This is a genomic window from Rhodobacteraceae bacterium IMCC1335 (assembly GCA_039640495.1).
Taxonomy (GTDB): domain Bacteria; phylum Pseudomonadota; class Alphaproteobacteria; order Rhodobacterales; family Rhodobacteraceae; genus Thalassovivens.
In genome coordinates, this window is record CP046864.1 from 2,714,273 (window position 1) to 2,733,950 (window position 19,678).

Sequence of the window (19,678 nt, forward strand, 5' to 3'; positions counted from 1 at the left end):
CCCCCCCCGCCATGGCGATCAACGTGGATTTTTTGGTGAGACCTATAGCCATCGTCGGTATGCAGAGATGGGGATAGATGTTGAATTTGTGCAAGACAATCATTCACTGTCACACGCGGTTGGGACGTTGCGAGGGTTGCATTTTCAGGCGCCCCCCGCTGCACAGGGGAAATTGGTGCGCTGTGGACATGGGGCTATATTTGATGTGGCGGTGGATATTCGGCGTGGCAGCCCGACCTATGGGAAATGGGAAGGGTACGAACTGACATCAGAGAACGGTCATCAGCTGTATGTGCCGGTTGGCTTTGCGCATGGGTTCGTGACATTGGAACCGGACAGCGAAATCGTGTACAAATGCACCGATTATTACGCCCCCGAAACCGAAGGGGCGGTGCGTTGGGACAGTTGTAGAATTGACTGGCCCCTGTCGGTCGGTCCGATCCTAAGTGATAAGGACGCGATTGCGCCGGCCTTGGCAGATTTTGACAGCCCCTTTGTCTATGGTGAAAATTCATGAAAATACTGGTAACCGGTGGGGCGGGCTTCATTGGGTCCGTCGTGGTGCGTTTGGCGATTGCGCGGGGACATCAGGTGGTGAATGTCGATGCGCTGACCTATGCAGCCTGTTTGGACAATGTGGCCAGTGTTGCGGATCATCCCAATTATTCGTTTGAACAGGTTGATATTCGCGACCGTACGGGGCTGGACGCTGTGTTCGCCAAACATACCCCCGATGCAGTGATGCATCTAGCGGCTGAAAGCCATGTGGACCGATCCATCGACGGACCTGCGGATTTTATCGAAACGAATATCAACGGCACCTTTAACATGCTTGAGTCTGCGCGCAGTTATTGGCAGGCGCAAGGCCGACCCGATACGTTCCGGTTCCATCACATTAGCACGGATGAGGTGTTTGGATCGCTGGGCCCGACGGGCATGTTTACCGAAGAAACCCCCTATGACCCGCGCAGCCCCTATTCCGCGTCCAAGGCCAGTTCAGACCATCTGGTTCGCGCGTGGCATGAAACCTACGGCCTGCCGGTGGTGCTAACGAATTGTTCGAACAATTATGGCCCCTATCACTTTCCGGAAAAGCTGATCCCCGTGGTGATCCTGAACGCACTGGCGGGCAAACCGCTGCCCATTTACGGGGACGGCGGGAATATCCGCGATTGGCTGTATGTTGAGGATCACGCAGATGCTCTACTGTTGGTTTTGGCCAAGGGCGCTGTGGGCCGCAGTTATAACATCGGCGGCGAAAACGAACGCACGAACCTAGAGCTGGTTAAAACGCTGTGCAGCATTTTGGATCGCCTGCGCCCACGCGATGGGGACAGCTATGCCGATTTGATCACCTTTGTCACGGATCGCCCAGGCCACGATGCGCGTTATGCGATTGACCCTGCACGCATTCGCGATGAACTGGGCTGGCGCCCATCCGTGACGGTTGAGGAAGGTTTAGAAAAAACCGTGCAGTGGTATTTGGACAATGAAAACTGGTGGCAGCCCCTGTTGAACCGTACCGGTGTTGGGCAACGCTTGGGCACGAAATCATGATCCTTGTCTTTGGTAAAACCGGGCAAGTGGCGACAGAGTTGCAGCGGCTTGGTAACGTGGTAGCTTTGGGTCGGGATCAGGCAGATTTATCTGATGCGGCGGCCTGTGCTAATACCATTCGCACCTATGCGCCACGGGTTGTGATCAATGCGGCGGCCTATACGGCTGTGGATAAGGCCGAGGAAGAAGAGGCCTTGGCCACAATCATCAATGGCGATGCGCCCACAGCAATGGCGCAGGCCTGTGATGAACTGGACATCCCTCTGATCCATATCTCAACCGATTATGTGTTTGCGGGAACGGGTGACGCGCCTTGGCAGCCCGATGACCCAACCGCGCCGCAAAATGCCTATGGCCGCAGTAAATTGGCGGGAGAAATTGGCATTCGCAACAGCGGTACCGTACATGCGATTTTACGCACCTCTTGGGTGGTATCGGCCCATGGGTCGAACTTTGTCAAAACCATGCTGCGCCTATCGGACACGCGTGATACGCTCAATATCGTGGCGGATCAAATCGGTGGGCCAACACCTTCGCGCGATATTGCAGCGGCTTGTTTGCAGATCGCCGAACAGCTGATCGCGGATCCGTCGAAATCTGGCACCTATCATTACAGCGGCGCGCCAGATGTCTCATGGGCTGATTTTGCGCGGGCGATTTTTGAACAGACGGGCAAGGCAGTAACAGTCACTCCCATTCCAACGACCGACTATCCCACGCCCGCCAAACGCCCGCTGAATTCGCGGATGGAGTGCGGCGCAACAAAACGGGCATTTGGCATTCCACGCCCCGATTGGCGCGATGGATTGAACATGATATTACAGGAGTTAGAGGGTACAAAATGACGCAACGCAAAGGCATTATTCTGGCGGGCGGATCCGGCACGCGGCTGTATCCGCTTACGATAGCGGTGTCGAAACAACTGTTGCCTATTTATGATAAACCGATGATCTATTACCCGCTGACGGTGTTGATGTTGGCGGGCATCCGCGAAATTATGATCATCACAACACCCCAAGATCAGGACCAATTCCAACGCCTGTTGGGCGATGGAAGCCAGTGGGGCATTCGGCTGGAGTACAAAATACAACCCAGCCCAGATGGTCTGGCCCAGGCGTTTATCCTGGCCGAGGATTTCTTGGATGGCGCACCATCGGCCATGGTGTTGGGTGATAACATATTCTTTGGCCATGGCCTGCCACCGGTTTTGGCGGCAGCGGATGCACAAGAGAATGGCGCGACTGTGTTCGGCTATCACGTGTCAGACCCTGAACGCTATGGCGTGGTGGATTTTGACGCTGATGGTACGGTGAAGACCATCATTGAAAAACCCGAGGTCCCACCATCAAACTATGCGGTGACGGGGCTGTATTTTGTCGATGGATCGGCCCCAGAACGCGCGAGACAGGTCACGCCATCAGCACGTGGGGAATTGGAAATCACATCCTTACTGGAAAGCTATCTAACCGATGGCACATTGCGCGTCGAAAAAATGGGCCGCGGCTATGCGTGGTTGGACACAGGCACCCACGCATCCCTACTAGACGCCAGCAACTTCGTCCGCACCCTGACCGAACGCCAAGGTCTGCAAGTCGGATCGCCGGATGAAGTGGCCTATCAACTTGATTGGATCAGTAGAGATCAGTTGCGTAAACGTGCAGAGCTGTTTGGCAAAAATAAGTATGGCCAATATTTATTAGGCTTATGTCGATGACAAAAAAATATAGTCGTCACCCATGGTGCGCGCCGCCCTGGGGATTGCACGAAACTTGTGTCAGGGTCGCTGCGCGCAAAGACAGAATTGGGCTGGTCGGCTGATCGGTCCAACCTGAAACAGATGATCACAGACGCATGGCGCTGGCATCAGACCGGTGGCTACAAAAAATAGCGGCCAGTGAGCTTTACAATAATTGGGGTGTTCGAAACCTTTGTATTTCAAATGTATTTCCTAGAGTATTTGAAATACTCCTCAGGCACAATCACAGTGTTCAACACACAATTATTGCTTTGGCGTAGCACGCGGTTTTACACGTTTTCATACACACCGAAAATTTGGATAATTTAGCTGTTTAAAAACAATAATTTGTAGACACTTATTTCATTGCAAATCCGTGTACACCGGTTCGATTCCGGTACCCGCCTCCAATAAAATCAAGCACTTAGCCGCTTTTTTCCTCACAATTATCTCATACACAGTCGATACACAGTTTTCTGCGTATGTGTGCGCAGAATCACCGTGTTGAACACAGTGATTGCACTTACCGTGTTTGCCAGCAATTTGTGCTCGCACGGCACTTTTCTGCTGTTTGCCAGCAAAGATTTTGCGAACTCAGTAATCACAGACGCAAAGTTTCGTTTTCCTTTGAGACTTTTGATCGTACACTTGGGTTATGAAGGAGACCAAGAGAACCATCAAAGTCAGCGAACACATTCGACTGGATACAAGGCCTGGCAGTGCAAAGTGGCAAGCACGGGTTAAACTGGCTGATGGCTCTTGGCATAGATTTTCGACCAAGACAGAAAGCATAGAACGCGCCACAGAAGTCGCGATGAAGTTTTTCTACACATCTGAAGATCGTCTCAAAAACAACCTGCCGCAAAGCACACGCAAGTTTCGTCGAGTGGCAGAATTTGCACGAGACAGGATGCAAGAAGAACTACGCTCTGGCAGCGGTCACATCGTCTACAAAGATTACATCACTGCCCTTGATAAGTATCTCATTCCGTTCTTCGGTTCATATGATGTAGCCAATATCAATGCCAAAGCTCTGGTGGACTTTGGCAAGTGGCGCACAGAACAGCTGGGACGCAAAGCGCATCACAGCACCATCAACACACACAACACGGCATTGAACCGTGTATTAGATGAAGCGGAACAGCGTGGGTGGATCACACATGCCATTCGACCCAAGCCCATCAATGACGGTATCAAGACCGAAAGCCGTGGCAGTTTTACCAAAGAAGAATACAAAACTATCTATGAGGCACTGCGGACGTTTCATAAGGCGTCTGACAATCCCAATACTCAGGCCACGCGTGAAGTGCTTAGGAACTACGTGCTGGTTCTTGCCAACACCGGCATGCGGCATGGAACTGAGGCTTTGAACCTCAAGTGGAAAAACCTGCTGTGGATCAAAGAAGAGGATCAGACCTATCTTGGGCTGTTTGTGGCAGGCAAGACGGGTCAGCGGCCCCTGATTGCGCGGGATCGCGCTATAAGGCCCCTTGAGCGCCAATTAGAGCTCAATCCCAATCTCAAAGGCAAAACGCTGGATGAAGTAATTGAAAGCAAATGCGAAGACTATGTATTTGTCACCCGCTATGGCGAGCGGGCAGCGCGGCCCAATCTCTCGCGCAACTTTGAAACGCTGCTTAAATCTCTCAAAATCGTTTATGGCGCCGATGGTAAAAAGCGAACGCTTTACAGCTGGCGGCATTTCTACGCCACATTAGATCTTCAACGCGGCATCAGCACCCACGCTCTCAGCAGGCAGATGGGCAACAGCACCGGCGTGTTGGACCGTTTCTACTCAAAGCTGTCGCCATTCATGAACCCAGGACTGCATTCAGGGCGTGATCAGCAAGAACAGCGTAACGCAGCAAAGACCGCCACAGAGCCGCAGCAAGCGACAACAAAAGCCGAGGGCGACCGAGAGCTGCAAGAAGCGCCAGTTGCCAATCAAACAGTGCCGGCACAAGCCGCAGGCACTTCAGATCAGCCCGCTGCCCCTAAAACATCAGCGCATGAGAAAGCTTTCGATCTCTTTGATGTTGGCAAGCTCTCAGAAAAAGCCCTGCTGATTACTGTTGGAGCGGAGCGCAGTGGGTTTGAACTTGCCGAAGACCTACGCTTGCGCACGCTCACAGCTTTTGAAGACGGACGCCTGTCAGAGGATGCAATGATAAAACTGCTGAGTTAAAGCAGCTCCACCGCCTCTTTCATCTGGTCTGCGTTTACATCGATATATCTTTGTGTGGTGGAGATATGAGAATGCCCCGCAAGTGCAGCCAGCAAGCGCACACCCACTCCCTTGTTTGCCAATCTGGTAATATAGGTTCTGCGACCTGAATGGCTTGAGGCATCTTTAAAGCCGCAGTTTTTCAAAATGTCCAAAAACAGCTGACACATTGTGTTTGGTGAGAAGTGCCCGCCTTTTTGGCTCTCAAACAAAGGACGCTCTAAATTGCTAAAGTTTTTATCCAGGCCATAGTCGTCCAATGCTTTTGCGAGACGTTTGTTGATAAACACGCTGCGCCGCTGCCCACCCTTGGTTTGGTCGCTCTCAAGCGTAAACTGTTCACGCACTCGACCGTCGGCGTCAAACACGTCCCCCAACTTGAGCGCTGCAATTTCTTTAGCACGAAGCCCGGCAAAAAAGCTCACCATAAAAATTGCCGTGTCACGATTGGCGTGTCGTCTTGTGCGACAGTAGTGCAGAACTTTGCGAAACTGGGCTTCATTCAGTGTCTGTGCATGTCTCATGGCGTAATACCCTCAAATCTCATCTTCTCGCTATAAACACTATAAAGTCTGAGGTTTGGGTTGGGCGACCGGTTTCTGTCCCTCAAATTACTTTATTTTAAAAGGCCAATTCGGCCAAAATCTCATGTTTTGTTTGGATTAAATACAAATCGTGAGATTTGATTTTGACGCAACTTGAGGCGCCGCTGCATACATCAATAAAATCAAAAACTTACGCGATAATCTCATGAAATATAGATAACATGAGATTATGGACGCTGTCGTCCAGCTCATCCGGGCACCCACACAGCATTGAACTTATGTTCAAATAATCATAGATGGCACAGGATACTTAAGGTTAAAATAATGAGGCCCCAAATGCAGAAGCTTCGCAAAGCAGTTTTCCCCGTCGCAGGGTTTGGTACAAGGTTTTTGCCCGCGACCAAAGCCATGCCCAAAGAGCTACTGCCTATCGTGGACAAACCTCTGATCCAGTATGCGGCTGAGGAAGCGATTGCTGCGGGCATTGATACGCTTATTCTGCGCAATCAACCCGCAGGAGCGGGTGGGGAAATCCAACTGGCAGATGCCATCAACACACAGGCCGCGAAAGATGCAGTGGAAGCCGTCACGCTCAATGGACGCCGCTTTGATTGTGGTAGTGTACAGGGTTATTTGGATGCCATCATGCATGTGGCTGATCGTAGAACGCGCTGATCATTTAGTCAGAGCTGTTCCAACCCTATAGTATTTGTCATCTATCAAGCTCAGCTTCGCCGAGCTGACTATCGCTGTTTGTTCATTCGCTTGCGCTCAATCACAAACCGCTTCAGTCATGTATTTCAAACTTAATAAGCTCAAACAGCTTTTGTGATTGTTAATTTATATAAGTGGGATCTCATCCAGATTGTGTAGTCATACCAAGGCTTACTGCGGCCTTGGTATGACGATGACCTCATCCGAGTTGCTACCGTCTGTCATGAGCACAACCTTGTTACAGGAAGCTGGGGTTACTCTGTCAGCTTTACGCGCTACCTTTTCAGCAACGCACCCTAGTGCATCCAAAGCCATGACAAACCGTGGACACGGGCGTGGGGTTCTCATTTGAGCCTTGTATTCCCACTCCTGCCGTTTTCTTGCTTGGGCGCTATACGACAAAAAGCGCCAGTTGTTTTATTAGCAGCTCGGCATAAACTGCTGGGCGTCCCTAACATCCACCGCCACAGCGTGACCTGTGTTCGGATCTTCCTGGGGCATCTTCCAATGCATAGAGCCTGTTACCGATATGTGTGAGGCATGTTCAACTATTCCATCCTACACGTTTATTTATCACGAGACGCAGAAAACCGGCTCAAATGCGGTAAATTGTATCAAATCAGTGATATGAGGGCGAATTCAATCATGTTATAATTTTTTAGTTTTGAGAGGTACATATGACCAGCCAACTGTCAAAGCGGGTTACTATTGATATAGAGCCCGATCTTTACAAAAAATTAACGTTAAAGGCAGCGCAAGATGATTGTTCAGTTTCAGATATTGTCCATGAAGCTGTGTATCTGCTTTTGGCTGAAGATGCTGAAGATATCGCGGATTTTGACGCTCGGAGGGATGAACCTTCAACGGATATTGAGTTGTAATCTTCCTTAATTACTAACCAGAAATATCTGCAAACAGATCACCATAACGCTTTTTGAATAAGCGCAGCGCTGGATCAAATGATCCACTGAGTTCACAAAGCGTAAACACATGTGCATCTGCAATGCCCTTGTTTTGCAGCGCATTGTCGAGAATACTGGGCAGTCGTTTTTGGATATTTTCCATTTGCTCGCGGTTATAGTGCTGTTGTGAGAGAAACCTCGCAAACTTGAGCCATGGCATAACAGGGTCTAGGTCTTGTACAATTTGCGCATAAGAATGCCGCAACATCGTATCTGTCATGCCATCAACAGTAAAATTATCAAATCCCGTTGTTAAAAAACAGACTAAGAGACCATCGTATACCATCTCAAATTCTAGATCTGAATGTCCTGTGAGCGCGTAATCAACTTGGTCCATGAGGCTGCTTGAGAACTGCGCACGCAAGATGTTTTCAATCTGACTAGGTAGATGAATGCGCACCCCGACACGCGCCACATAATGGTCATATTCTTTATGCTTTAAATATGCGGCTTCAATGGGAACGAGATCGCAATCAAATTGAAAATGCTGAGGCGTTGGTGCGACTTCATAGCCTAGAATTTGGCTCTCTTCTTGATCAGATAAAGATGCAATCTGGTTAAGATCAGTGTGGATACCAATTTCAGTATCACACAGACCTGCTAAGCATTGCACGATTTCTACAATGCAAGCCTCAAAAGCCTTTCTGTCTGAATTATGTTCCATCACGCGTTCAGCTTTGCTTCACAAAGACACCGAATAATATCGCGCTTTACCGGATACTGAAACTTGAAGAGCTTTTTGTAAAACGCCAGTGCTTCCCCATTCTTACGCCTACCATACTCTGGCTGTTTGGCATACCTGAGCTCGCTTTTATAGAGCTTCAGAAACTCTGCATGATATTCGTCGCGCAACTCATGCAATAGATTGTAGTCCGGCTTCAGTTCTAAAAGTTGATCAATAAAGCACAGGTTTTGTGCCCATTCCTTATAGCGGTCAGTGATACTGTCGGGCAATGCGAGCATCAGCATGAGTGCACGTTTGCTACCCGTATCTTGCACTCCTTTTGGCAAAGTAAGTTTTTCATGTGGAAGTACGGGTGTGAAGCCGGCTTCAATTTGGCGCAATTTTACATGAATTAAATTGCTCTTTTGATTGCTGGGGAATTTATACCCCCAGAAGCGATTGTAATGCCTTCGCACGGCTGGGTGTCCAGGGGAAGGATTTCTAGAGTATCCGTCTAATAGGAAGTTGTGATGGAGACTCGACTCGAGAGCTAGATTTTCCTGCTCATTTTTGTGCATTAATAAACCGCGCACACGATCAAAAACGTCAGTGTGTCGTAGTGCGCGAACCTTTACATCAAATCCACACTGATCGAGAAACCATAAGAAATCAGTTTGTTCAGGCGACATCTCCAGCTCGTAGAGACCTTTTTCGTCAAATAAATCTTTCATCAGAGTGCCCTCCCTGAAGAATGTGATGTGATTGGCGCCGGTGACTGTGCAGTGCGCCATCCGATCACGGTCTCCTCCAACAAATCGATCAAATCTCGAGCACTGCCTTTAAAACTCTGCAGCATGAGTGCAACGTCTTGAGTGGATGGCGACATGCCTTCGTCTTCTAGAATAGCTTTTGCACGAGGCACCCAGTCTTGGTTTGTTGGTGGGGTAAGATCTACAACGCGAAACCTGCTTAGGATGGCACCGAGTATCCGCGATTTGTGGTTGGTGGTGGCAATGAAGCGAATGTAGGAGCGCTTTGCGTCCATAAAATCGCGAAACAAGGGTTGCTGCGTGCGAAGATCTAGCGTGTCGATTTCATTGATCACCACAAGAGCTTTATCTGAGTTGCCAAAGAGCTGGAAATTAGTCTCTGCCATAATTTGTGACTGCAGGTCTTTCCCTGAACTTCCCCCATTGAATTCCCAGGTCATGTTCTGGATGTTTTTGGTTTTGAAGTATGTCTGGGCAATGACACGCGCGGCTTCCGTCTTTCCAGCGCCAGGTGGGCCCACGAGTAATAGGGGCTTTGAGGGTATAGCAGTACAGTATTGCTGTATGATGCCTGCGTTGAGCGGATCGGCAATAACGAGATCCTCAAAAGTTGATGGAAGATGTTTGAGATCAAAAGACATGTTTGCCTCCATGAGAAAAATGGAAAAGGGCGACCTTGAAGCCGCCCGTTGAAATTTAATTTAGCCATAATGTGGAGCTGTCGCGCCATTTGTGCGTATCGCTGTTCCATTGATCGAGGCATTCGGCATTGAACTCACAGTGATCATTTTGGAGGTAAATTCGCGGACATCGCGTGCACGTCGTTCTGCAAGATCACCAGCATCAACCTGCGCTTTGCTATCCTGGGCACGTTGATCCAGATCTTTGCCGGAAGATACTAGGACTGCGTCAATGACACCTGCTTCGTTGCAACCGTAGACAATTGTACCTGTGCCATCATCGTGACAGCGCACAAGAGCAACCGCATAATCTTCTTCATAGTCTGTATTTGGTTGAATGAAGGTAGGAAGCTCAAATGTGCTGACCCCGACCTGGACCTCTGCCAGGCCATCAAGCGCTAGCTTTTTATAATCATCCTTGCTCATTGTGCTGGCTTTTTGTGCCTTAGGAACACGGCGCACCTCTTCAATGCCGCCACATTCTTGCACATAGCTGGTGAAGCTTTGATCTGGACCTTTCATGTCATGGGCGATCGCAATCACGCGGGCGTAAGAGTCCTCACGCCGACCTGCTTTACCAAAGACATAGCGAATGACCTTCAGTGCTAAGCTGGTATTTGCCTGAATTTTTAGATCCAAATCTGTGAGCAGTGAGGCAAAGGCACGACGCTTGCCTACTTCGGCCTTCAACTCAGAATAAAGTGCGTAGATTTGCTCCAAGATTGCATAGAGCTCAGTTGTGGCGGCACGCATTGTGCCTTCTTCCCAGACCACGCGCGCGGCGGACATTTGCTCGAGGCGCGTATGGATGTCGTGTTTAATTTGAGATTGAACTGACATTGGTTTTTCCTTTCAGAACATTTGATTGAAACCCCTGAAAACACAGGGGTGGTTGCAAACTCTGATGCTGGATGACGCTTCATGACACAAAGTTAAGGTGAACAGTCATTTGCGGGCATGTAGGTTCAAACAAGCACAGAATGAGACTCACGCTATCGACTTTGAACCTTGAAAAACTAAAACCATATACATCATGAAGGAGATGGTTTTATGGTCTACGACGCGACCATTGAGCTGCAATCGCCACTGAGCTTTATGACAGCTCCGCCAAATATAGACGATTTAAAAGGCACGAGATTCCGTGAGCCCAGAAATTCGCCCTATAAAGATGCACCTGCCTTCATGGCCTCGCTTTATTACTGGTGGTGGGCTTTCTTACGGCGCAACACCGCATACAAACGCACATGCCGCCAAAGTGGCAATGGAAGACTGGGGTGGCTTTATAATGATTTTGGGAATGTTTTTGGCAATGACTTCTTATCTTGGTGGCGAAGTCATCAATTGCTCTTTGCAGAACAGAATAAAGCAATGCCAGAAGAAGCAGGCATTGGCCTGAACTACTGGCTTGATCCTCGCAAACCCTTCAATCAGATCCACGAAGAGACTAAAGCACTGCACTTACGCGCACATTCACTTTTAAAAAATAATGAATCTACGCGTGCTTCCTCAGCACGTTACCCAATCTATAAAAATGTCTCTTCACACACACTGTACAAAACACTGACACTCTGGGATCTGCACCTGTATTATCCCGATATGTCAAAATATGACTTAGGTGTAAAAGCGGGGCTTAAGCCTAATCTTATGCCTGAGACCAAATATGGTGAACGGCGGACCAAACAGGCGATGCAGGTCAAAGCACACAATCACCGTGCGCGCACAAGCATTGCCAATCAGACCAGTCGATATCTACGCACAGCGCGGCAGTATATTGAGAATGTCGGCAAGGGTGAGTTTCCAAAATTTGTGGGCCGTTAAAACAAGTATAAACAACCTTAGGGTGCATTTTATCCACAGGTTCGCTAATCAAACACTGTGTTTGCAACAGTACTGTTTGCCCACTTTGCTCAAACAGTACTGTTTGGTCACTTGTAAATAAATGCCATGTTAACATGCAGTGTTTGCCCGCACATCAATAAGTAGAACACATCACACCTTTAAGGTGTATTCCTCATAAAAACAGATGTTTAAGTGATAAATAACTGTGAGGCAGGTCCTCCTGCCCAACAGTTGAGGAATTTTAGATGTCACGACATATTTTAGAAACAGCGCGCCGCGAACTTATCTCTGCAGGACTTGTGCAGCATTCCACGGAGTTTTGCCGCGCTTGGCTTGGGAAAAGTGAATGTTACCTGCGAACTTTGCGCATTCAAAACATTGACCCAAGCGCAGACGCACTTTCAACCTTTGCGAGTAAATTACGCTATTATGCAGAACGTCTTGAGCAGACTGGAGAAAGCAACCATCTAGCCCTGGCACGCTTGCTAAGAAAACATCAAAAATTAAGCGAGGGCGCCCTAGACCAAAAAGCGCGTCATAAGTGGATGCAGCCCGAGAGGATGGGTCTATGACAGCGCTCGAAATGGGTCTTGCAGCTAAAAAATTTGCACTGCGGTTTTTTCTAGGGAAGTACTTATCAGTTCTGGGTGGTGATTTTGCGCCACCCCAGTATGTAAACCTAGGAGCTGCTCATGGATGATCGTGAAGAAATGCGCCGCCTCATTGACATGATCGAAAAGTCTGCAGGATCCAATACGATTGAGCAGGCAGTCGATGATCTAAAGACTTTTGCGAATACGGCCAGCTTCTTGGCAAACAAGCTCGATAGCAGGCTGAAGGCAGGCGAGGTGAAGAAGAAAAAGCCTGCAAAGTCTGGCAAGGGGATAGGGCTATCGAAACCAGCGCCACCTCCCATTCCAAAGTCCCGTAACACACCTAAACCGCAGGACTCTGTGAGTGGTTTGCCTCAAGCTACCAGCACCAGCATCTCACAAGCCGACTATGACAAGGTGAAGCCTGTGCGTCCTATTGGAGCATTGAGCGCAAACGAGGGTTGAGCAATAACGCAGCCATGTGTCTGTTTTATAATGAAAAATATATGATTTTTGTGAAGATATATTCATTCTAGACTTGTCCAATCAGTTGCCTGACAGGCATAGCAAGAATGGTTTGCAGCACATTCACTGTTATTCATCGTCCGAAGGCTCATCTGATGAGTCATCGTCTTCAGAATGCACACTGTCTGAGCTTGTACCTGGATCTTGACCTTCTCCGCTGACGGCCTCGTCCATGCTCACGGTATTCACCACAAGCTCAAAGGTATCGAGAATATCAGGATGGTTCTGTGTGAGGTAATCTTTCACGGTTGGTGTGGAGATCAGTTTGCTTAAATACCCGCGCGCGACGACTAAATTAAGGAGGTCTGAGCCGTAATTGGCCTCTGCATCTTTGTACTTGGTTTGCACCTGGCTCATTTCTTTTTCCAATTTAACGATCTTTTCTAACGGATCTCCTTGAGGAATGTCTGGTTTGGAGGGCGCCGTGTCTGTGCGCTGTTCTGGCGGCGTTGCCTTAAGTAGGGCTTCAGCGTGGGGTCCTGTGATTTTATCTGCGGCGATCATCAACTCGACGGCCTCCACTTGGCGCGCAGCTTTCATTTTGCGCAGGAAACGTGTGACCTCTGGGTTGAACTGTTGGTCTTGTAAGAGCTCAACGGCCTGGGGGCACACACCATGCAACAAGTTCACACGCGTGTTGATGGCTGAGAGATTGACATTAAACGCGCGTGCTAAGCGCTCTTTGCTGACACCTTTGTCGATTGCGCGACGCAACATATAGTGCTCCTGCACCGTAGACAGTCTATTTATGCGATGGTTGTAGGTGTAGGTCTCAAAATCTTTGGCGATAAGACAAGGGGCCTGATCTTCGCCCAATTCCTTGAGTGCGAGCACGCGTAGGTTCCCATCGAGTAGGAGGAAGGTTTCGTTTTGGTCATCTGTTGGGATTATAGAAAGCGGCTCAATCAATCCAATTTCTTTGATGGAAGAGAGGATCTGTTTGAATTTGCGCGTGGTCATCACACCGTCAGGTACTTTCTTGCTTGGCATCAAATGTTCGATGGTGACTAATTGAGGCAGGTTTTCGTAGTTTAAACGAATATCGGACGGGCTGTCGTTTTTCTTCTTGAAGCTCTAGTTGCTGTAGCTCGTATCCTTGCCAAAATAGTCGCGAATCTAGGGATAATTCATGCCACACGTTGCTGCTCATCATGATCACGATCATGCCGCTGCTTCTTCTTCAGAAACAGGTACAAGTTGCTGCGGCGGTGATGCTATCGCGCCAACGCAAGTCAGCGCCTCCGACGGGCGAAGTTTTCACGTCAGCGGTTTGGACTGCGCGGAAGAGGTCTCGATCCTCAACAAAGTCGTCGGTCCAGAGGTCGGAGGGGCGGAATTTCTGGCCTTTGACGTCATTAACGCCAGAATGACCGTTCTTGAAGGTGGCACGTCAGTGTCCTCGGACAACATCATCAAGGCGGTCGCATCAACAGGCATGACGGCCAAACCGTGGGATGTCGAGGACGCCAGCGCTGATCAGGCTGCACATCTGAAGAAACAAAAGCTGTTCACGATGCTGAGCGGAGGCTTTTGGGCGGCGGGGTTCATTTACCACCTTGTTGAAACTGGCATCGGCGGGGCCATCGGCATTTTTTCCGGCCATGGTGAAGCCGCGATGCCAATTGCGGAAATCGCCTTGTTCGCTGGCGCTATTCTATTAGGTGTGTGGCTGGTCGCACCTAAAGCATGGTCGTCTGCGCGTCGGATCTCTCCTGATATGAACCTGTTGATGGTGGTTGCCGTTGCCGGTGCAATCGCACTTGGAGAGTTCTTTGAGGCCGCGACTGTTGCGTTTTTCTTCTCACTTTCACTGTATCTTGAAAGCTGGAGCGTCGGGCGCGCACGCAATGCTGTCTCGGCACTTCTCGACCTCGCGCCTCCTACGGCGCGGATTATTTACGATGATGGGTCTGAGGCTGATATGCCTGCAGCGGCCGTTGCTATTGGAACCAAGTTCATCGTGCGCGGTGGTGACCGCATTCCTCTCGACGGAGAAGTTGTCGACGGGGCGGGAGCCGTCGACCAGGCCCCCATTACAGGTGAAAGCGCCTTGGTGCCAAAGGAGGCAGGCGACGATGTCTACGCGGGCACCATAAATGGTGAGGGCACGTTGACTGTACGGGCATCGAAGGCCGCGTCTGACACGGTTCTGTCCAAGATCATTCGCATGGTTGGCGATGCGCATTCGCGTCGCGCGGAGGTCGAACAATGGGTGACAAAGTTCGCCCGCATTTACACGCCAGTTGTGATGGTGCTTGCCATTCTCATTGCTGTAATCCCCCCACTTGTCGCGGGCGGCGATTGGGGCTTTTGGTTCTACAACGCACTGGTTCTTTTGGTCATCGCCTGCCCTTGTGCTTTGGTGATCTCGACTCCAGTTTCTATTGTCGCGGCCCTCGCCGCCTCGGCGCGCAACGGTGTGCTGATCAAGGGCGGAGCCTATGTCGAAGCCCCGGGTCGCACGACAGCACTGGCCATGGACAAGACCGGTACGATCACCATGAGTGAGCCCGAGGTTGCGGCCATTTATCCGCTTGGTGACACAAGCGAAGCCGAACTTATGGCACGGGCCGTTGCCCTCGAAGCGCGCTCGTCACATCCTCTGGCACGGGCGATCCTTGGCCGTGCAGAGCGAGACGGAATAAAAATTGTCGCCGCCGAGGATACCCGAACCGTTCCAGGACGCGGCCTTGAGGGTCAAATGGATGGTCAGTCCATATGGCTCGGCTCCGATCGGTTTGCCGAGGAAAAGGGCCTTGGCGGGGATATCCCGGCTGATCTACGCAATCAGATCGAAGGCGCTGGAAGCACGCTTGTGGCGATCGGTGACGCGAAAGGCGTCAGCGGCGTTCTCGAACTGCGTGACCGGATCCGGCCAGATGCCAAGGGCATTATCGCGCGCTTGCACGCTCAAGGCGTTAAAAAGATCATCATGCTAACGGGTGACAACGCGGCCACCGCAAGTGCAGTGGCTGCCGAGGTCGGCATCGACGAGGTGCGTGCAGAACTCTTGCCCGAGGACAAGGTCACAGCGATCGAGGAGCTGGTCGCACAATATAGCACCGTCGCAATGATCGGGGACGGAGTGAATGACGCACCGGCAATGGCGCGTGCGCATTACGGCATCGCAATGGGCGCAGTTGGGTCGGACGCTGCGATTGAAACGGCGGACATCGCGCTCATGACCGATGATATCGGCAAAGTTCCATGGCTGATCGGGCATTCGCGCCGGACCATGTCGATCATCAAACAGAACATCGGCCTGTCTTTAGCAACCAAGGCAGTCTTCGTAGTCGCGACCGCCTTTGGCATGGCGTCCATGTGGGGCGCGATCGCGGCAGACGTCGGGGTTTCGCTCCTCGTTGTCGCGAATGCCTTGCGGTTGTTACGAGCGCGCGACAACGATCAAGGACCGCGCGGCGGAGAGCAAGTTGGCGAAGAATTGGCAAAGGGCGCGCTGGCTCACGGCCATTGATTGGCGGAAGGCAACGCTGTATCAGATAGGCAAAACGAACCTCCGAAGAAAAGGCATTGGGCAGTAATGATAACAAAATTACCGAGACGGCTGTTCCTATCTGGTGCGGTCGCGACATTCTTGGCCGGATGCGCCAACAAATTCAGTTCGTACACTGGCCCTGACGTGACACGCCTGCGCCTCTACAAATCTCAACGACTGCTCGTTCTCGATGGAGCGCAGGGCGTGCTGCGCTCTTACCCGGTCGGGCTTGGTTTTGCCCCGGAAGGACACAAGCAATTCGAGGGCGACGGACGCACGCCCGAAGGAACCTATACCATCGACCGCCGAAATCCCGAGAGCCTGTTTCATCTCTCAATTGGCATTTCGTACCCGAATGCGGCCGACCGCGCTTTTGCGGCAGCTCAGGGCCAGTCTCCAGGGGGTGATATCTTTATCCACGGTGGCCCGAGGCGGGGGATCGATCCAACGAATAAGCAGGACTGGACCGCCGGATGTATTGCGGTCAGTGATCGGCAGATTGAAGAGATTTATGCAATGGTGCGCGATGGCACGCCCATCGACATTTATGCCTGACGACGTGCGTCCCACACCGGATACAACAAAAGTACGCCAACGCCACATACGACAAAAACATCGGCCAAGTTGAAGGCCGGCCAATACAGGCCCGCGATGTGGAAGCTCAGAAAGTCAGTAACGGCTTGAAATCGGAAGCGATCTACAACGTTTCCGAGTGCGCCGCCAATGATCGCACCAAGTGCAACAGCTTCGATACGATTGTCGCTGCGAAAAAGCAGCACACCGAGAACGGCACATATCAAAAGCGCCAATGCCGACAGTCCCCACCAAGGCATGCCCCCGAACATCCCGAAGCTAACCCCATCATTTTGAACATACACAAGGTCGAATATGGGTAAGATTTGAATGCCGGTGGCAAACGAGGATGCGTTGTCCATGACAAAGAACTTCGTGACTTGATCCACGAAAAGAGCGATCAACACGGTAGTCAGGCCGGGAAGGATGAATATCTTCATCTTTTTTTATCCGAGCCAGACGTCCAAAAACAGCATGATGACCAAGCCGATCGCAAGGCCAAGTGTTGCCTTGTTCTGATGACCGCTTCGGTGGGTTTCAGGAATGATCTCGTGACTGATAACGTAGAGCATCGCACCTGCGGCAAACGCCAAACCCCAAGGAAGAAGCGGTTCGGAGATCGTGATGATCCCCGCACCCAAAAGCCCTCCAATGGGTTCAACCATGCCAGTTAATGCGGCGATCCCCCAAGCCCGGACTTTCGAATACCCTTCGCCGAGCAGTGACACCGCGACGGCCAGACCTTCGGGCGCGTTCTGCAGCCCGATCCCGATCGCAAGCGGCATACCACCTGACACACCGTCCGCGCCGAAGCCGACGCCAACAGCGAGCCCTTCAGGAAAATTGTGGATCGTGATGGCGATAATGAACAACCACACCCGTCGAAGGGATGCTGCCTCCGGCCCTTCGCGACCTGTGCTGAAATGCTCATGCGGGAGTTTCTCGTTCATGAGTGCCACGGCACCCATCCCGAGGAGGATCGCAATACACACAATAGCTGCCGGTGCGGCCTCGTTCACATACCGTAGTTCAGCAGCATCAAGTGCCGGTATAATCAAGGAAAAGAACGATGCCGCCAGCATCACGCCTGCTGCGAAACCAAGTGAGAGGTCTCGGGTAGCGCGAGACGGTACGCGACCAAAAAGCACGGGTATTGCGCCAATGGCGGTCATTGAACCTGCGGCAAGACTACCCAGAAATCCGAGCATGATGGGGGAGAGAGTGTCCAAATTTATATCTTTCGTTGTAAATCTCTTCAGTCGCCAGAATAGCTTGAGAAGACTTCTGTCGACCCGTCGTTGTTGATGAGAAACACGTCGTAGGCCTCACGCCAGCGGCTCTGATCCATACCAGGCGAGCCAAGCGGCATGTCCGGCACCGCGAGGCCTACTGCGTCTGGTCTTTCGCTGAGTAACCTGCGTATATCACCCGCTGGGACATGGCCTTCGATCACATATCCGTCGATGAGCCCCGTGTGACAGGACACCATACGTTGCGGAACGCCATTATCGAGTTTGAAGCGTACAAAAAGGCCTGCAAACATATCCTCACCTGTGGGTTCAAAGCCGTTTTCTTCGAGGTGTTTCATCCACGCTAGGCAGCACCCGCAGCCATTCGTCTTAATAACTTCAATTTGGGTCGCTTGGGCGATGGCCTGAGCGGCGAAGCTCATTGAAAAAAGGGTTGCGAGCGTAAAAAGCTTCATGAGGATTGTTCTCCGGTTCTTGCAAGGACGCGGCGGATTTTTGGCACCGCGAATTCCCGTTGTTCATGGTAGTCTATTGTGCCGGAAAACTGCCCCTCAGCATCAAAGAGAAAGACGCTTGCCGTATGGTTCATCGTATAGTCGCCGTCCGTGGCGACCTTTTCATAGCGCGCACGGAAGCCAGCGGCAGCGCGCGCTGTCTCTTCAAGCGTCCCGTTCCAGCCTTGGATAGCAGGGTGAAAATAATTGACATATTCCGCCATGGCGTCCACGGTATCGCGCTCCGGATCGACCGTGATGAACACGACGTTCATGTCCGCAACATCATCTCCAAGGTCGTCAAGCCAGCCAGAAATATCCGACAATGTGGTTGGGCAAACATCGGGGCAGTATGTGAAGCCAAAAAACACCATGGATGGATTGCCCAGAAGCGACGCGGGTCCGACGGTTGCACCGCCTTGATCGGTCATCTGAAAGTCCATCTGGGTGAGCGGCAAGGGTCGCTGAGCTACAGGTTCAGGCGCGCCGGGACCGTTCACTCGCCACCAGCCAATAAATAGCGTGAGCGCAAGCGCCCCGCTTATTGCGGCACCATAAGTGAAAAGGGTTCTTCGGTTCATCAGCCTTCCGGACCGAGCGCCGCAATGCCAAAAATTGGAACGTCAACAGTCAGTGTCCCGCCATCGGCAAAGTTTAAGGTTAGCTGAAACGTCTCGCCTTCGATCATCTTGGCTTGCAACCGCATCAGCATCGCATGCATGCCGCCTGGCTCCAGCGAGACACTCTCGCCCGGAGAAATGTTGATTTCACCGACAGGGCCCATGGAACTGACACCATTTGAATCAGTCGTGGTTTCGTGGATGTCCGGCATCATGGCCAATGGGGTTTCCAGCCCGACCAATGTCACCGGGTCAGTGCCCGTGTTGCGCAGGGTCATGTAGGCTACGCCCGGACGGTTGGTACCGATAGACGCGCGGGCCCATGCGTCTTCGATCACAATGTCTTCCGAACCCGCAAGGGAAGCTGTAGGCAATCCGACCAGAATACTGAATGCAAGGGCATGGAAGGTAGATTTTCTCATAGGTTTGTTCCTGAT

At 51.1% G+C, this 19,678-nt stretch carries 22 protein-coding genes and 2 pseudogenes; 13 read left to right on the plus strand and 11 right to left on the minus strand.

All coding sequences use genetic code 11. The annotated features are described in order from the left end of the window. Position 1 precedes the first annotated feature (1 nt). The 6 genes and pseudogenes from rfbC (at position 2) to GN241_13095 (ending at position 5,477) form a co-directional block, all read left to right on the plus strand. Positions 2-517: pseudogene (rfbC, locus tag GN241_13070) on the plus strand (dTDP-4-dehydrorhamnose 3,5-epimerase). Beyond that, positions 514-1,557: a dTDP-glucose 4,6-dehydratase gene (rfbB, locus tag GN241_13075; protein ID XAT58202.1), complete on the plus strand. Its 1,044-nt coding sequence runs from the start codon at positions 514-516 to the stop codon at positions 1,555-1,557. The pseudogene rfbC and the gene rfbB overlap by 4 nt, the downstream one beginning before the upstream one ends. Further along, on the plus strand, positions 1,554-2,402 hold the full coding sequence (gene rfbD / locus GN241_13080; GenBank protein ID XAT58203.1) for a dTDP-4-dehydrorhamnose reductase: 849 nt from the start codon (positions 1,554-1,556) through the stop codon (positions 2,400-2,402). The genes rfbB and rfbD overlap by 4 nt, the downstream gene beginning before the upstream one ends. Beyond that, positions 2,399-3,271, plus strand: coding sequence for a glucose-1-phosphate thymidylyltransferase RfbA (gene rfbA / locus GN241_13085; GenBank protein XAT58204.1), 873 nt, complete (start codon positions 2,399-2,401; stop codon positions 3,269-3,271). The genes rfbD and rfbA overlap by 4 nt, the downstream gene beginning before the upstream one ends. Positions 3,272-3,295: 24 nt before the next feature. Beyond that, a pseudogene (locus GN241_13090) lies at positions 3,296-3,445 on the plus strand (UDP-glucose 4-epimerase GalE). Positions 3,446-3,947: 502 nt separating this feature from the next. Then, positions 3,948-5,477, plus strand: coding sequence for a hypothetical protein (locus GN241_13095; protein ID XAT58205.1), 1,530 nt, complete (start codon positions 3,948-3,950; stop codon positions 5,475-5,477). Here the strand turns inward: GN241_13095 and GN241_13100 are convergent. Further along, positions 5,474-6,040: a tyrosine-type recombinase/integrase gene (locus tag GN241_13100; GenBank protein XAT58206.1), complete on the minus strand. Its 567-nt coding sequence runs from the start codon at positions 6,038-6,040 to the stop codon at positions 5,474-5,476. The genes GN241_13095 and GN241_13100 overlap by 4 nt on opposite strands. A gap of 357 nt (positions 6,041-6,397) precedes the next feature. Here GN241_13100 and GN241_13105 point away from each other — a divergent pair, with 357 nt between their 5' ends. Continuing rightward, positions 6,398-6,736: a hypothetical protein gene (locus GN241_13105; protein ID XAT58207.1), complete on the plus strand. Its 339-nt coding sequence runs from the start codon at positions 6,398-6,400 to the stop codon at positions 6,734-6,736. Positions 6,737-7,452: 716 nt separating this feature from the next. After that, complete coding sequence (locus GN241_13110) at positions 7,453-7,656, plus strand: CopG family transcriptional regulator (GenBank protein ID XAT58208.1); 204 nt, start codon at positions 7,453-7,455, stop codon at positions 7,654-7,656. 13 nt (positions 7,657-7,669) lie between these two features. Here GN241_13110 and GN241_13115 read toward each other — a convergent pair whose 3' ends face one another. Genes GN241_13115 through GN241_13130 form a run of 4 tightly spaced genes read right to left on the minus strand, consistent with a single transcriptional unit; the run spans position 7,670 to position 10,691 of the window. Then, complete coding sequence (locus GN241_13115) at positions 7,670-8,401, minus strand: hypothetical protein (GenBank protein XAT58209.1); 732 nt, start codon at positions 8,399-8,401, stop codon at positions 7,670-7,672. Beyond that, entirely contained in the window at positions 8,401-9,132 is a 732-nt protein-coding gene (locus tag GN241_13120) for a hypothetical protein (GenBank protein XAT58210.1), read from the minus strand. The genes GN241_13115 and GN241_13120 overlap by 1 nt, the downstream gene beginning before the upstream one ends. Further along, positions 9,132-9,824 carry an AAA family ATPase gene (locus tag GN241_13125; GenBank protein ID XAT58211.1) on the minus strand — a complete coding sequence of 231 codons (693 nt, stop codon included), beginning with the start codon at positions 9,822-9,824 and terminating at the stop codon, positions 9,132-9,134. Before GN241_13125 ends, GN241_13120 begins: the two co-directional genes overlap by 1 nt. 48 nt (positions 9,825-9,872) lie before the next feature. Next, positions 9,873-10,691: a hypothetical protein gene (locus tag GN241_13130; protein ID XAT58212.1), complete on the minus strand. Its 819-nt coding sequence runs from the start codon at positions 10,689-10,691 to the stop codon at positions 9,873-9,875. 210 nt (positions 10,692-10,901) lie between these two features. Here GN241_13130 and GN241_13135 point away from each other — a divergent pair, with 210 nt between their 5' ends. The 3 genes from GN241_13135 (at position 10,902) to GN241_13145 (ending at position 12,748) form a co-directional block, all read left to right on the plus strand. Further along, complete coding sequence (locus tag GN241_13135; GenBank protein ID XAT58213.1) at positions 10,902-11,669, plus strand: hypothetical protein; 768 nt, start codon at positions 10,902-10,904, stop codon at positions 11,667-11,669. A gap of 266 nt (positions 11,670-11,935) precedes the next feature. After that, the gene (locus GN241_13140) at positions 11,936-12,262 is read left to right on the plus strand and encodes a hypothetical protein (protein ID XAT58214.1); all 327 of its coding nucleotides are present in this window, start codon (positions 11,936-11,938) and stop codon (positions 12,260-12,262) included. Between the two features lie 120 nt (positions 12,263-12,382). Beyond that, positions 12,383-12,748, plus strand: coding sequence for a hypothetical protein (locus tag GN241_13145; protein ID XAT58215.1), 366 nt, complete (start codon positions 12,383-12,385; stop codon positions 12,746-12,748). 129 nt (positions 12,749-12,877) lie between these two features. On the opposite strand, the gene GN241_13150 is transcribed toward GN241_13145, so the two are convergent. Beyond that, positions 12,878-13,798: a chromosome partitioning protein ParB gene (locus GN241_13150; protein XAT58216.1), complete on the minus strand. Its 921-nt coding sequence runs from the start codon at positions 13,796-13,798 to the stop codon at positions 12,878-12,880. A gap of 139 nt (positions 13,799-13,937) precedes the next feature. Here GN241_13150 and GN241_13155 point away from each other — a divergent pair, with 139 nt between their 5' ends. Further along, positions 13,938-16,283, plus strand: coding sequence for a heavy metal translocating P-type ATPase (locus GN241_13155; GenBank protein XAT58217.1), 2,346 nt, complete (start codon positions 13,938-13,940; stop codon positions 16,281-16,283). 66 nt (positions 16,284-16,349) lie between these two features. Continuing rightward, entirely contained in the window at positions 16,350-16,859 is a 510-nt protein-coding gene (locus tag GN241_13160; GenBank protein XAT58218.1) for a L,D-transpeptidase family protein, read from the plus strand. Here GN241_13160 and lspA read toward each other — a convergent pair. Genes lspA through GN241_13185 form a run of 5 tightly spaced genes read right to left on the minus strand, consistent with a single transcriptional unit; the run spans position 16,850 to position 19,663 of the window. After that, on the minus strand, positions 16,850-17,317 hold the full coding sequence (gene lspA / locus GN241_13165) for a signal peptidase II (GenBank protein XAT58219.1): 468 nt from the start codon (positions 17,315-17,317) through the stop codon (positions 16,850-16,852). The two genes, GN241_13160 and lspA, sit on opposite strands and share 10 nt — an antisense overlap. 6 nt (positions 17,318-17,323) lie before the next feature. After that, positions 17,324-18,106 carry a ZIP family metal transporter gene (locus GN241_13170; GenBank protein ID XAT58220.1) on the minus strand — a complete coding sequence of 261 codons (783 nt, stop codon included), beginning with the start codon at positions 18,104-18,106 and terminating at the stop codon, positions 17,324-17,326. A gap of 26 nt (positions 18,107-18,132) precedes the next feature. After that, the gene (locus GN241_13175; GenBank protein ID XAT58221.1) at positions 18,133-18,582 is read right to left on the minus strand and encodes a DUF411 domain-containing protein; all 450 of its coding nucleotides are present in this window, start codon (positions 18,580-18,582) and stop codon (positions 18,133-18,135) included. After that, on the minus strand, positions 18,579-19,202 hold the full coding sequence (locus tag GN241_13180) for an SCO family protein (protein ID XAT58222.1): 624 nt from the start codon (positions 19,200-19,202) through the stop codon (positions 18,579-18,581). The genes GN241_13175 and GN241_13180 overlap by 4 nt, the downstream gene beginning before the upstream one ends. Beyond that, entirely contained in the window at positions 19,202-19,663 is a 462-nt protein-coding gene (locus tag GN241_13185) for a copper chaperone PCu(A)C (GenBank protein ID XAT58223.1), read from the minus strand. Before GN241_13185 ends, GN241_13180 begins: the two co-directional genes overlap by 1 nt. Positions 19,664-19,678: the final 15 nt, after the last annotated feature.